The sequence below is a fragment of the Amycolatopsis acidicola genome, from assembly GCF_007713735.2.
GTDB classification, from domain to species: domain Bacteria; phylum Actinomycetota; class Actinomycetes; order Mycobacteriales; family Pseudonocardiaceae; genus Amycolatopsis_E; species Amycolatopsis_E acidicola.
In genome coordinates this window covers 118,279-131,114 of the sequence record NZ_VMNW02000007.1, presented here as the reverse complement: position 1 = coordinate 131,114, position 12,836 = coordinate 118,279, and the positions used below count along the sequence as shown (strand labels likewise).

The window sequence follows — 12,836 nt, the reverse complement described above, 5'->3', positions numbered from 1 at the left end:
GGTGAAGCGCGGGGGAACGCGGATTTACCCCTTTGGGGAGAGGCTGCCTACCCCTTGCTGGGGTCCCGGTAAATCGTCTTGAACACCTGATAGGAATGCAGACCCTCTGGGCCCAGCTCGCGGCCGAGGCCGCTGGACTTGATCCCGCCGAAAGGGGCTGTCGGATCGTTGCTGTAGCCGTTGATACCGATCGTTCCCGAGGCCACCCGGCGGGCCACCGCCTCGCCCCGGTCCGGGTCGCTCGTCCACACACTGCCACCGAGCCCGTACTCGCTGGCGTTCGCGATGGCCACCGCCTCGCTCTCGTCGGCGTAGGGGATCACCGACAGCACCGGACCGAAGATCTCCTCCTGGGCGATGGTGTGGTTGTTGTCCACGTCGGCGAACACGGTGGGCTCCACGAACCAGCCCTGGTCCAGCGCGGCGGGCCTGCCGCCGCCCGTGGTCAGCCGCGCGCCCTCGCCGAGGCCCTTGGCGATGTAGGACTCCACGCGATCGCGTTGCCGCGCGGAGACCAGCGGCCCGAGCTGGGTCGTCTGCTCCAGCGGGTCGCCGACCGCCAGCGAGCGGGCGAGATCCGTGACGGTGTCCACGACCTCGCCGTAGCGGGACCGGGGAGCCAGCACCCGGGTGCCCAGCCAGCAGATCTGCCCGTTGTTGAGCAACGTCGCGGCGAAGAAGCTTTCGATGGTGGACGCGAGGTCGGCGTCGTCGAGCACGATCGCCGCCGATTTCCCGCCCAGCTCCAGCGTGACCGGCCGCAGCAGCCGCCCGCAGGTCTCGGCGATCGACCGGCCCGCGGCCGTGGAGCCGGTGAAGGAAACCTTGTCCACGCCCGGATGCGCGATCAGGTAGGCGCCCAGCTCCCGGCCGCCCGGCACCACGTTCAGCACGCCTTCGGGCAGTCCCGCTTCGGCGGCGGCCTCGCACATCAGCATCGCGTCGAGCACCGTTTCCGGCGCCGGCTTCAGCACCACCGTGCAGCCTGCGGCGAGCGCGGGCGCGAGCTTGAGGAAGGTGATCGCCTGCGGCACGTTCCACGGCACGATCGCGGCGACGACGCCGACCGGCTCGCGGAGCACCCGCGAGCTGCCGCCCAGCATGCCGGGCCGGATCTCCTCCTGCGGCGAACCTGTTGCCAGCTCGGAGAAGTACCGCAGGAGTACGGGCGGGAACCCGCCTTCGAACTGCTGGGCGAGGCTGATCGGCATCCCGTTCTGGACGGTCACGCGGCGCGAGGTTTCGGCGGCACGGTTTTCCAGCGCCACCGCGAACCGTTCCAGTGCTTCGGCCCGCAGCCGCGGATTCCGGGACCAGCCGGAGGGATCGTCGAAAGCCCGCCGCGCCGCCGTGACAGCGAGGTCGACGTCCGCCTCCGCGGCTTCCGGCACGCTGCCGAGATTTTCCTCGGTGGTGGCCGAATGCACCGGGATCCGTTGCGTGGCAGCGGGTTCGGCCCAGCCGCCCGCCAGGTAGAGCCGGTCGTAGTCGAGGGTCATCACAGCTCCCCGTGCACGAGCACGATTTTCACGGCGTCCCCGCGGTGCTGCGCGGCGACGGCCTCGTTGATCTGGGTGAACGGCATGGTGGTGACGAGCTTGTCGAACGGGAACCGGCCGGTGCGGTGCAGTTCGAGCAGCTCCGGGATGAACGTGTCCGGATCGCTGTCGCCCTCGACGATGCCCATCACCCGCACCCCCAGCACCTGGGCCTGGATGAGGTTGAGCGCGAGCGACGCCTCCGGGTCCGCCGGCACCCCGATGATGCCGACCTTGGCGCGGTGCGCGAGCGCCTGCATCGCGTCCTGCAGAACCGCGGCGATCCCCGTGGTGTCGATGGCATAGCCCGCGCCATCGGGCTCGATCGCGCGCACCTGCTCGGCCAGTGGGCCCGCCGCGGGGTCGATCACGTTGGTGGCGCCCAGCGACAGGGCGAGATCGCGCCGCGCCGCATGCGGCTCCACGACGATGATACGGCTCAGTTCCCGCACGACTCCGGCCAGCACGGCCGACAGCCCGACCGAACCCCCGCCCAGCACGAGCAGCGTCCCGCCCGGTTGGCAGTCCAGCGAGTTCAGCACCGCGCCCGCACCGGTCTGCACTCCGCAGCCGAGCGGCCCGAGCACGGCCAGCGGCGCGTCGCCGGGGACTTTGACCACGTTGCGTTCGCGGGCCAGTGCGTGGGTGGCGAAGGAGGACTGCCCGAAAAACGCCGATCCCACGGGGTTTTCCCCGTCCGTCAGTGGGCTGGTGCCGTCCTGCCTGGCGCCGCCGAAGTTGTAGGCCATGAAGTCCCGGCAGTACGACGGTTCCCCGCCGCGGCACTGCGTGCAGTCCCCGCAGCTGTCGAAGCTGAGCGCCACCTTGTCGCCAGGGGCGACCTTCGTGACGTCCGCGCCCACAGCCTCGACGACGCCACTTCCTTCGTGGCCGAACACGCCGGGCAGCGGGAACGGCAGGTGACCGTCCTTGGCCGCGAGGTCGGTGTGGCACAGCCCGACCCCGGCGATCTTCACCAGCACCTCGCCGGGTGCCGGATCGGCGAGCGTGAGCCGCCGCAACTCGAAGGTGCCACCGATCTCGGTGGCCACCGCAGCGGTGATGTCCATGCGAACTCCTTTGTGCTAGCCGTTGGTGCCGGGGACCGTCACGCGCACGCCCGCGCAGGAGTCGTCGAGGATCAGCTGGCAGGACAGCCGGGACTCCGGCCGCGCGCCCTCGGCGAACTCGAGCAGCTCGCGCTCCTCGTCGGTGGGCTCGTCGAACTCGCCCTCGTCGAGGAACACGTGGCAGGTCGCGCACGAACAGCTGCCGCCGCATTCGGCCACGATGCCCGGCAGGTTGTTGCGGACCGAACCGTCCATCACGCTCTGTCCACAAGGGACTTCGACGTCGTGCACGGATCCGTCGGGCAGTTCGTAGGTGACTTTCGGCATGGGGGTACTCCGTTTTCAGAGGGTCGCGTCGCGCAGCGGGACCGACGGGTCGGCCAGCCGGACCGGGTCGATCCGCGTGCCGGCCGCGATGAACTTCCTGCCCGCCATGAACTCGGCGGGGGAGTTGGCCGATTCGACGGCGGTCACGGCGCCGCCGAGGTGGTGGAACAGGGCGAACCGGCCGGTCGCGGGATCGCCGCGGACGACCGTGCCCGGATCGGGCGGCACGAGCCCGGCGATCTTGAGCTTCAGCCCGAACTGGTCCGACCAGAACCACGGCACCTCGGCCGGAACCGGTGCGGTGCCGAGGATCGTGGCCACGGCCTGCCTGGCCTGTTCGGTCGCGCTCGGGATGCTTTCCAGCCGTGCCAGGGAACCCGTGCGCAGCGGACGGCGGGTCACGTCGCCGATAGCCAGGATGCGCGGGTCGCTCGTGCGGGCGTGCGAATCGACGACGACGCCCTGCGCGCACCGGAGGCCCGCCGCGGCCGCCAGTTCGTCCCGGGGAATCGCCCCGACCCCGACGAGTACCGCCTCACACGGAAGCGCGGAGCCGTCGTCGAGCACGACCGCGCGAACCTGGCCGTCCTCCCCGGCGAGTCGTCCGACCCCGGCGCCGGTGAGGATCCGGGTGCCGCGATTCCGGTGGTATCCGGCGAGAATCGCCGACAACCGGGCGCTCGCGACGCGGGCCAGCACCCGCTCCTCGCGCTCGACCACGGTCACCTCGATGTCGTTCGCCCGCGCGACCGCGGCCACTTCGAGCCCGATGTAGCCGCCGCCGATGATGACCAGCCGCCGTCGTTCCTCGACGCATTTGCGCAGGATCCGGGCGTCGGCCAGGGTCCGGAGCGACATCACTCCGGCCAGTTCCGCGCCGGGGACCGGCAACGGGCGTGGCCGGGCGCCGGTGGCGAGCACGAGGTGGTCGTAGCCGTGGACCGCGCCGGAATCGGTGCGCACCAGCCGTTTCGCGGGCTCGACCGCCGTCACGTGCTCGCCGAGCCGGACGGTGATGTCCTGCTCGCGGTAGAACTCCGCCGGCCGCAGCCACTGCTCCAGCTCGCCCTCGGCGAACTTCTTCGACAGCGGCGGCCGGTGGTAGGGCAGATCGAGCTCGTCGCCGAACAGCTCCACCGGGCCGGTGTGCCCGGCCTGCCGCAGCAGACCGGCCACTCCCGCGCCGGCGTGACCCGCGCCGACGACGAGCACCCGCTCGGTCACGCCAGGTCCAGGCGCACCGGGAGCCTGCGCAGCCCGCCGACGAAGTTGGTCATCACCGGCTTGCGCTCGCCCGCCACCTCCACGTTCTGGATCAGCGGCAGCAGCTCCTCGAACATGATCCGAAGTTCCAGCTTCGCCAGGTGCTGGCCGATGCACATGTGCGGGCCGTAACCGAAGGCGATGTGCTTGTTGGGCTTGCGATCCAGGCGGAAGGTGTCCGGCTCGTCGAACACGTCGGCGTCCCGGTTGGCCGACTGGTAGAGCAGCATGAACCGGTCGCCCTTGCGGATCTGCTGCCCACGCAGCACGTAGTCCTCCTGCGCGCGCCGGGTGAACTGCTTGACCGGCGAAACCCACCGCAGGGCTTCGTTGACCAGGTCCGGGATCAGCTCCGGCCGGTGCTGCACCTTGGCCAGCTGATCGGGGAACAGCGCGAGCGCTTCGATCGCGCCGGCCATCGTGCTCGACGTCGTGTCGTGCCCTGCCGTGGCGATCGCGATGAACCAGCCGTAGGCGACCTCCTTCGGCCGGTACTCACCGTCGGCGCCGCGCGCGTTGGCGATGGTGGTGGCAACGTCGTCGCGCGGGTTCGCGCGCCGGTCTTCGACGAGTTTGTCGAAGTAGGCGTAGAAGTCGTTGATCGCGGCGGACCACTGCTGCGCGGCGGCTTCCGGAGTGAGCGGCTCGACGTCCTCGCGCTGGGCGTCCGGGTCCGCGGTGCCGAAGAACTCCTGCGTCAGCGTCATCATGCGCGGCTCGTCCTCTTCCGGGACGCCGAACAGGCTCATGATCACGTGCAGCGGGTAGTACAGCGCGAACTCCTGCACGAAGTCGAGTTCGTTGGTGCCACTGCGCAGGTACTTGGCGATCGCTTCTTTCGCCAGCGCGCGGATCCGGTCCTCCCACTTCTTGAGGTTCGCGGGGCGGAACCAGTCGTTGACGATGTCCTTGATCTCGGTGTGCTCCGGCGGGTCGAGGTAGGTCAGGGTCTCCAGGATGCGCAGGCTGCCTCCGGTGAGCTGCCTGGTGAACTCGTCGCCGGCCTGGTTCTGCAGGATCGGGTTGTGCGAGCCGGGTTCGTCGCCGCCGCCGCTGGTGAAAACGTGCGGCTGCCGCTCGATCTCCATGATGTCGGCGTGCTTGGTCACCAGCCAGACGGGGTCGTAGCCCTCGACGTGGACCTGGCCCAGCGGGTGGTTTTCGCGCAGCCACCGGTAGGCCTCGAACAGCGGCCCGTCTTCGCGGTGGCCCTCCGGCAGCACGACCTGCTTCGCGATCTCCTCGGGGATCGGGCGGGTGGTCAGCTCGGGCGTGGTGGTCATGAAGGTCCTCCAGGATGACGGCGTCGGTGCACGTTGTGGTCCAATCTTTGGGCCAACCTGACGTGTCGTGCATCACCCCGGAGGAAGAGATTTCTCCCCCTGCATTTCTCCCTAGATCCCGCGGGCGAGCGCGTGGTAGCGGGCCGCCGCCTCGGCGCGGTTGGTGGCGCCGAGCTTGCGCAGCACGTTCTTGACGTGCGTTTTCACGGTGCCGGGGGAGACGTACAACTCCTCGGCGATCCGGCTGTTGCTCTCGCCGCGCACGAGGTACCGCAGCACATCGAGCTCCCGCCGGGTCAGCTCGGCGAGCGGGCCGTCGAGGCGTTCCAGCGGGTCCGGCGGGCGCGGGGCCTCTTCGACGATTCCGGCCCCGCCCAGGACGTCCTCGACGGCGTCGGCCTGCTCGCGCAGCCGATGGCGCATCGCGCTGAGCCGCTCGTGGAAGACGACCCGCTCGAACACGCAGCCCAGCCCCTCGGCGAACAGCCCGAGCAGCTGCTGGTCGAACTCGTCCACGCGGTCGTGCTCCACGTGCTGGTCGGCGTGCAGCAGGCCGATCACCCGGCCGTGCCCGATCAGGGGCGCGACCACGTAGTCCTTGGTGCGCGCCAGATTGATGAGGCGGTGGTGCACGCGCGGGTTGTGCTGCGCGTCGTCGACGAGCACCGGCGCGCGATGGCGCACCACCTCGGTCTCCGGCAGTTCCCGGCCGAGCCTGCCGGGGACCGCCGTGCCCACCCGCACGAGTTCGGAGCTCAGCTCGGGATCGGCGTAGGCGTACGCCGACCGCGCGCTCCACGCCGGCCCGGACAGGTTGGAGAACAGCGCCCGCCGGTACCCGAGCCGGTTGACCTCCGCCGGGACGCGCTCGGCGAGGTCCCGCAGTGACGACGCCGAGCGAAGGCGGGACAGACAGCGATGCAGATCGGACATCGCGGCCGTGCGGGTGACGAGGCTGCTGTCCCGGATCGCCGTGCGCAAGGCGCTCACGCGGGCCAGTGCCGCGGCGACCCGGGCGCCGGCGGTGCCCTGTCCGTCGAATGTGGACAGTTCGCGCAGGAGGACGTTTTCCAGGGCCCGCAGGGAGTTGTCGGCAGAGCGGAGGTCGCGGACGACGGCAGGGGAGATATCGAAGCCCGCGAGCGGGGCGATCTCGCGGAGCACTTCACGGGCACGCCGGATCAGTTCACCCGCCGGTTCGGCAGCACTGTCCACAACCGTCTCCTCGTTCGACCCCAGAGCGGCACTGCCCTGTCCGGCCGATTGTCACCGCGCGGTGGCGCCGGGGATACACCGCTGCGCGGGATTGCTCTCCAAAGGGGGAGCGGAACACCCCTTAAGGGAGTGGTAACAGCATGACCTAGGTGTGGCCGACGACCCGACGGGACAAACATCGCCACCCGACGGCCCGTCCCACCCCACCGACTACGGCACCAACCGCCACCCGGCAACGCGAAGCGAGTCGTCCCACCGACCACACCCCTCCACCGCCCCGATCCCCAGCCTGCTCTTGCGATCGCGAACACTCACAGATCGGGGCGGTGGTGGGGTGTCACACAGCGCGCGCTACGCGCGTCCGTTGCTGCCCCAACGCAACCAGCCGCCCCAACGGAACCCCAACGCGATCAGGCGACGGAGATCCCGCCGTTGACGCTGATGACCTGCCCGGTGATGAGCCGGGACAGCGGTGAGGCGAAGAACAGGGTCAGGTTGGCGAGGTCCTCGGGTTCGGTGAGGCCGAGGTGTGCCTGGCTCGTGATCTTCTCGAAGATCTTCTTGCTGAAGGGCTGGGACATCGCGCGGTCGTAGGAGCCGGTGTTGGCGATCAGCGACGGTGTGATCGCGTTGACCCGCACGCCGTAGCGCTTCGCTTCCAGTGCCAGCGTGCGCGAGAACGTGACGATGGCCGACATCGCCGCGCCCAGTACGGTTTCGCCCGGGGTGGGCACTTTCGCGGCGTCGGAGGCGATGTTGACGATCGAGCCCGATCCCTGCTCGCGCAGGAAAGGCAGCACGGCGCGGCTCATCACCAGCGGCCCCAACGCTTGCCGCGTAAGGATGTCGCGCACCTCGTCCAGCGGTATCTCGTGCAGGGGCGTCGGCTGGTAGGGCGCGACCACGGAGTTGACCAGGACGTCGATCCCGCCCAGCCGGCGGTGTGCTTCCGTGGCGGCCTCGGCCGCCGACGCGGGGTCGTTCGCGTCCGCGGACAGGAACTCCGCGTGTGCTCCCGGGACGGCCGACAGCACGTGGTCGAGCGCGCGCTTGCCGCGTTCTTCGTCGCGGCCCAGCATCATCAGCCGGCGGCACCCTGCCTGTGCGAAGGCCACCGCGGTGGCGAGGCCGACCCCCGACGTGCCACCCGCGATCAGCACCCCGCTGCCGGAGAAGTCGAATCCCTCGTCGGCGCGGGGAATGGAGCTGGTCATGGTGCGCGTCCCTCCTGGTCGGTTCCCCGCATCCTACGAGGAAATATTACGTCACACAATACTCAGACACGAGATCTGTCCACTATTGAGATGAAGCGCGTGGGCATCTTGTGCCCGGCTGGCGTGCTTGGGCAGGCTGAGGCTGTACGAAGATGAACACTTGGGGCATGATCCTGTCGTATATCCGACGCCAGCGCAGGTGATCGAGGAGGCGCGAATCCCCATGGCACGACCAGAATCCCCGCCGGGCTCGCAGGATCGGGCGGATTCCGGTGACCCGCTCTGGCTGCCGGGAGCGGCGCCGGGGGAGGGGCGGATAGCCAGGGCGCGGCTGCGGTCACCGGCCGACATCCGGCGCGTCGAAGAGCATCCGCCGGAGGCGCTGCGCGAAGGCGCCACCGTGTACGAGGCCATCCGGGCGGCGGCGGCCGAGCATCCGGACAAGGCCGCGATCATCCAGCTGCGTTCGCACCGCGTGGACGATCCGCCCCGGACGGTCACCTACCGGGAGCTGGCCGAGGCGATCGAACGCGCGGCGAACCTGTTCCACGAGACGGCGGCCGGAGCCCCGGGCGCGGTCGGTGTCCTGCTGCCGATGGTGCCGGAAGGAATGATCGCCACCTGGGGATCCGTCACTGCGGGCATCGCGATCCCGGTCAACCCCTACCTGGAAGCGGACGCGGTGGCCGCCATTCTCAACGCCACCGGCGCGACCGCGCTCGTCACCACGCCGGGGCAGTTCGACGACGCACAGCTGGCCGGGGTCCGGGCGGCGGTGCCGACGCTGCGGCGGATCCTGCTCGTGGACGCCGCGGACTCGCCCGACGACTTCGCCGCCGCGCTCGCGGCGCATCCGGCGGGCAGGTTGACGTTCACGCCGTCCGCCGATCCGGACGCCGAAGTCATGCGGATGCCCACCGGCGGCACCACCGGTGCGCCGAAGCTGGTGCGGATGACCCATCGCGGCCAGCTGACCGTCGCCTGGAACGTCGGGGCGCTGATGGGCGCCCGGCAGGACGGCGTGGTCGGGCACGGAATGCCGAACTTCCATTGCGGCGGAACGCTTTCGCTCGGACTTCGGACATTCCTTTATGGACAGACGCTGCTGACGCTGACCCCGGACGGGTTCCGGGACAAGGGCGTCGTGGCGAACTTCTGGGACATCGCCCGGCGCTACCGGATGACCTCGCTGCTGGCCACGCCCACGACCGCGGCCGCGCTCCTCGCCGTTCCCGGTACGTCGTCGGAAGGGCACAGCATCACCGACTTCCACTGCGGCGGCAGCACGGTGCCGCTCGCCCTGGTGCGCGCGTTCCACGACCGGTTCGGCATCTGGCTGCGCGAGAACTGGGGGATGACCGAGGTACACGGGACGATGACCGGCCATCCCGGACACGACCGCGAACCGCGGGTCGGCTCCGCCGGACTGCCGTTGCCCCACATCCGGGTCAAGGCCGTCGAAGTCGACGAGAACAACGTGGTCGTCAGGGAATGCGTGCCAGGGGAGCGGGGGCTCCTGGTGTTCGGCACCGACACCGTCACGCCCGGCTACCTCGATCCGGCCCCGCAGAACGAGTTGTTCGTGCAGGGGCTCGACGAGGGCAGGCGCTGGGCGAGCACCGGGGATCTCGGCACCGTCGACGAAGACGGGTACGTCTGGATTTTCGGGCGCGCCAAGGACCTGATCATCCGCGGCGGGCACAACATCGACCCGGCGCCGGTCGAGGAGGCCATCGCCGCTCATCCCGCGGTACACCTGGCCGCGGCGATCGGCCGCCCCGACCCGCTCAAGGGCGAGCTGCCGATCGCGTACGTGCAACTCCTCGAAGGGAAGACCGCCGATCCGGCCGAGCTCCTCGATTTCTGCCGATCCCGCATCCAGGAACGAGCCTCGGTGCCGGTCGAGATCATCGTGCTCGATCAGCTGCCGCTGACGCCCGTCGGGAAGATCTCGAAGCCCGCGCTGCGCCGGGACGTCATCGAGCGTGTGGCGGGCCGGGTCGCCGCCGAGGTGCTTGGGGATTCTTCACGGTTCCACATCACCGTCGACCATTCCGGCTTGCGACCGGTAGCGGTTCTCACGCTGGACGACCCGGACGACGACGTTCCGCGTGCGCTGCGCGCCGCGTTCGCCGGATACGAGTTCAGCACGGAGATCCGCGTCGCCGCGGTCAAGCGTTGAACCGACCGGACCTGAACGGAGACCACCGATGATCGAATACCTCACCATCACCGGCGCACTGGCTGGACTGGAATCCGGCCGGGTGACCAGCGTCGAACTGACTGAACAGGCACTCGAGGCCGCCGATCGCCTGGACGCCGCGTTGGGCGTGTTCGTGTCGCGGTTCCCCGACAGCGCGCTCGCCGCCGCCCAAGAGGCGGACAAGGCGCGCGCCGGGGGCGTCAGTGACCGGCCGCTGCTCGGTATTCCCTTGGGGGTCAAGGACATCATCACCACCCAGGACGGCGAGACCACGGGACAGAGCCTGGTGCTCGACCGTGCCTGGGGCTCCGGTGACGCGACGGTGGTCCAACGCCTCCGGGCCGCGGGAGCGCTGGTGGTCGGCAAGACCACGACCATGGAGTTCGCTCTCGGCGCCCCGGATCCGGAGAAACCGTTCCCGCTCCCGCGGAACCCGTGGGATCCCGGCCGGTGGTCGGGTGGTTCCAGTTCCGGCTCCGGCGCGGGCGTCGCGGCCGGGATGTTCCTGGGCGCGCTGGGCACCGACACCGGCGCGAGCGTGCGAATGCCGGCCGCGCTGTGCGGGGTGACCGGCTTGAAACCGACTTTCGGCCGGGTGCCCAAATCGGGCTGTGTCCCGCTCGGGTACACATTGGACTGCGTCGGCCCGCTCGCGCCGAGCGCACGGGACTGTGCCGCACTGCTCGCCGTGATGGCCGGGCACGGGTCCTGCCCGTGGTCGGCGGAGCGCGCGGTGCCGGACTTCACCGCCGGACTCGACGGGGACCTGTCCGGGCTGCAGATCGGCGTCGACGACCTCACCCGCTACTCCAGCGCCGATCCCGCGCTGGCGGGGTTGTTCGCGGATTTCGTGGCCACACTGGAAAAGGCGGGTGCCATCGTGCGCCCGGTCGAACTGCCGCGGTACCGGGAGGTCACGGCCGCCGCGGTCGTGTCGATCGTGACCGAGGCCCTGACCTACCACGCTCCCGACATCCGCACGCGGTGGTCCGACTACGGTGCCTCCACCCGGGCCGCGCTGGGGTTCGGTGCGTTCGTCTCGGGAGCCGATTACGTCCAGGCACAACGGGTGCGGGCCGCGGGCCGGAAGCTCGTAGGCGCCGTGTTCGAGGACGTGGATCTGATCGTCACCCCGCTCGTGACGCGGCCCGCGCCCTACGTCGGCGACGCCGCGGCCTACACGGCGACTTTGTTCGCGGGCCAGGATTTCGCCTATCACACCGCGTACTGGAACAGTCTCGGAAACCCGGCGTTGAGCGTGCCGATCGGCTTCGGCGAGGGAAACCTGCCGCTTGCAGCGCAGATCGTAGGGCCGCATTTCGCCGAAGCGACAGTACTTCGCGCCGGCGACGCGTTCCAGTCGCGCACGGAATGGCATCTGCGACGCCCGGGGGAGGTGAAACCGTCGCAGGCCCCGGCTCCTGCCGCCGCACCGGAAAGCGCGCCGCGACCGGATCCGACGGCGGACTCGCTCCTGCGGATGGCGGGCCTGACCGTGCCGGAGGAGGAGCGCGGTGCCGTCGCCGCGGCCTTGCCGATGGTGCGGTACAACACCGATCTCCTTTACACAGTCCCGGAAACCCGCTATGAGGACCCGCTCAGCCCGCTCGCGGTTCCCTGACTCAGCTGTCGAAGACCACGACCGCGCGCCCGCGCACCTTTCCCGCCTCCAGATCGTCGATCGCCCGCAGCGCGTCGCCGAAGCCGTACCGCACGAGATTCGCGGTGAGACGGCCCGTCTGTGCGAGCGCGACCAGGTCGTGCAGTTCCTGGTGCGTGCCGCTGTAGGGACGGGTGAGCGACGCGCCCCAGGGGAGCGCGGTCTGCAGCTGCGAGGTCTGGAACTCGAACACGCCGTCGGACAGGCCGGGCACCCGGATCGCGCCGTAGGGGGCGACGATCGCGCCGGACAAGGCGAGCGTGGCGCTGTTGCCGACGAGGTCGAGCACGAAGTCGGCGCCGTAACCCCCGGTCGCGGCCAGCACTTCGCCAGCGGCGCCGGGATCGGTGCTCAACAGCGTCTGGTCCACCTGCTCGGCGACGACTTCCAGCGGTTCGGGCCGGACGTCCATCGCGATGACGCGGGCGCCGGTGAGCTCACGCAGCAGCTGCACTGCGAACTGGCCGAGCCCGCCGATCCCGATCACGACCGCCGTCGAGCCCGGGCGAAGCAGGTCCCGCGCGGCGTTGATCGAATGGAACGGCACCAGGCCCGCGTCCGGCAGCACGGCCGCGAACGCGGGATCAAGCCCGTCCGCGGGGACGAGCGCGGACACCGGCGCCGAGACATACTCGGCCAAGCCGCCGTCGACCGAAACACCGGGTGTCGGCGCCGGGGACATCCGGCCCGCCGTGTTCCGGCACGCGTTTTCCCTGCCCGCGACACACATCCGGCAGACGCCGCAGGACCACACGGGATGGATCACCACCTGGCCGCCGATGCCGAGCCCGGCGGCCGGGCCGTTGATCTCCTCGACGGTGCCGGCGATCTCGTGCCCGAGCACCGTGCCCGCCGGGATCATCTCCACCGGCGACGCGCGCACGTGGACGTCGGTCTGGCAGATCCCCGCGGCCCGCACGCGCACCAGCGCGTGCCCCGGCGGCGGAACCGGCCGCTTCACCTCGGTCAGTTCGACGGTGCTGACCCCCTGGTACTGGATCGCGCGCATGGTTCCTCGATTCCGCCGGGCCGTTCCGGCAATACATGTACGATACATCTATAT

At 70.2% G+C, this 12,836-nt stretch carries 10 protein-coding genes; 2 read left to right on the top strand and 8 right to left on the bottom strand.

What is annotated here, in order from left to right:
• Positions 1-47 precede the first annotated feature (47 nt).
• From FPZ12_RS07725 to FPZ12_RS07695, 7 genes are all read right to left on the bottom strand, one after another.
• Complete coding sequence (locus FPZ12_RS07725) at positions 48-1,499, bottom strand: aldehyde dehydrogenase (RefSeq protein WP_144757189.1); 1,452 nt, start codon at positions 1,497-1,499, stop codon at positions 48-50.
• Positions 1,499-2,608 (bottom strand): NAD(P)-dependent alcohol dehydrogenase, encoded by a 1,110-nt coding sequence (locus FPZ12_RS07720; protein ID WP_144757191.1) that lies wholly within the window; start codon positions 2,606-2,608, stop codon positions 1,499-1,501. Before FPZ12_RS07720 ends, FPZ12_RS07725 begins: the two co-directional genes overlap by 1 nt.
• 15 nt (positions 2,609-2,623) lie before the next feature.
• Positions 2,624-2,935, bottom strand: a complete 312-nt coding sequence (locus FPZ12_RS07715) for a 2Fe-2S iron-sulfur cluster-binding protein (protein ID WP_144757193.1) — start codon at positions 2,933-2,935, stop codon at positions 2,624-2,626.
• A gap of 15 nt (positions 2,936-2,950) precedes the next feature.
• A complete protein-coding gene (locus FPZ12_RS07710; RefSeq protein WP_243769723.1) occupies positions 2,951-4,159 on the bottom strand; it encodes an NAD(P)/FAD-dependent oxidoreductase in 1,209 nt (402 codons plus the stop codon).
• A complete protein-coding gene (locus tag FPZ12_RS07705; RefSeq protein ID WP_144757195.1) occupies positions 4,156-5,481 on the bottom strand; it encodes a cytochrome P450 in 1,326 nt (441 codons plus the stop codon). The genes FPZ12_RS07710 and FPZ12_RS07705 overlap by 4 nt, the downstream gene beginning before the upstream one ends.
• A gap of 111 nt (positions 5,482-5,592) precedes the next feature.
• Positions 5,593-6,696, bottom strand: coding sequence for a helix-turn-helix transcriptional regulator (locus FPZ12_RS07700; RefSeq protein WP_144757197.1), 1,104 nt, complete (start codon positions 6,694-6,696; stop codon positions 5,593-5,595).
• A gap of 410 nt (positions 6,697-7,106) precedes the next feature.
• Positions 7,107-7,910 carry an SDR family NAD(P)-dependent oxidoreductase gene (locus tag FPZ12_RS07695; RefSeq protein ID WP_144752930.1) on the bottom strand — a complete coding sequence of 268 codons (804 nt, stop codon included), beginning with the start codon at positions 7,908-7,910 and terminating at the stop codon, positions 7,107-7,109.
• A gap of 223 nt (positions 7,911-8,133) precedes the next feature.
• On the opposite strand from FPZ12_RS07695, the gene FPZ12_RS07690 reads away from it, so the two are divergent.
• Both FPZ12_RS07690 and FPZ12_RS07685 read left to right on the top strand, forming a co-directional pair.
• On the top strand, positions 8,134-10,092 hold the full coding sequence (locus tag FPZ12_RS07690) for an AMP-binding protein (RefSeq protein WP_144752933.1): 1,959 nt from the start codon (positions 8,134-8,136) through the stop codon (positions 10,090-10,092).
• Positions 10,093-10,120: 28 nt separating this feature from the next.
• A complete protein-coding gene (locus tag FPZ12_RS07685; RefSeq protein WP_144752936.1) occupies positions 10,121-11,734 on the top strand; it encodes an amidase in 1,614 nt (537 codons plus the stop codon).
• A 1-nt stretch (position 11,735) separates the two neighbouring features.
• On the opposite strand, the gene FPZ12_RS07680 is transcribed toward FPZ12_RS07685, so the two are convergent.
• Positions 11,736-12,782 (bottom strand): alcohol dehydrogenase catalytic domain-containing protein, encoded by a 1,047-nt coding sequence (locus FPZ12_RS07680; RefSeq protein ID WP_144752939.1) that lies wholly within the window; start codon positions 12,780-12,782, stop codon positions 11,736-11,738.
• Between the last annotated feature and the right edge of the window lie 54 nt (positions 12,783-12,836).

What these genes read in the sequence shown, in the direction of transcription:
- FPZ12_RS07725 (WP_144757189.1), bottom strand. Translation starts at nt 1,499, where the DNA reads ATGACCCTCGACTACGACCGGCTCTACCTGGCGGGCGGCTGGGCCGAA.
- FPZ12_RS07720 (WP_144757191.1), bottom strand. Translation starts at nt 2,608, where the DNA reads ATGGACATCACCGCTGCGGTGGCCACCGAGATCGGTGGCACCTTCGAG.
- FPZ12_RS07715 (WP_144757193.1), bottom strand. Translation starts at nt 2,935, where the DNA reads ATGCCGAAAGTCACCTACGAACTGCCCGACGGATCCGTGCACGACGTC.
- FPZ12_RS07705 (WP_144757195.1), bottom strand. Translation starts at nt 5,481, where the DNA reads ATGACCACCACGCCCGAGCTGACCACCCGCCCGATCCCCGAGGAGATC.
- FPZ12_RS07695 (WP_144752930.1), bottom strand. Translation starts at nt 7,910, where the DNA reads ATGACCAGCTCCATTCCCCGCGCCGACGAGGGATTCGACTTCTCCGGC.
- FPZ12_RS07690 (WP_144752933.1), top strand. Translation starts at nt 8,134, where the DNA reads ATGGCACGACCAGAATCCCCGCCGGGCTCGCAGGATCGGGCGGATTCC.
- FPZ12_RS07685 (WP_144752936.1), top strand. Translation starts at nt 10,121, where the DNA reads ATGATCGAATACCTCACCATCACCGGCGCACTGGCTGGACTGGAATCC.
- FPZ12_RS07680 (WP_144752939.1), bottom strand. Translation starts at nt 12,782, where the DNA reads ATGCGCGCGATCCAGTACCAGGGGGTCAGCACCGTCGAACTGACCGAG.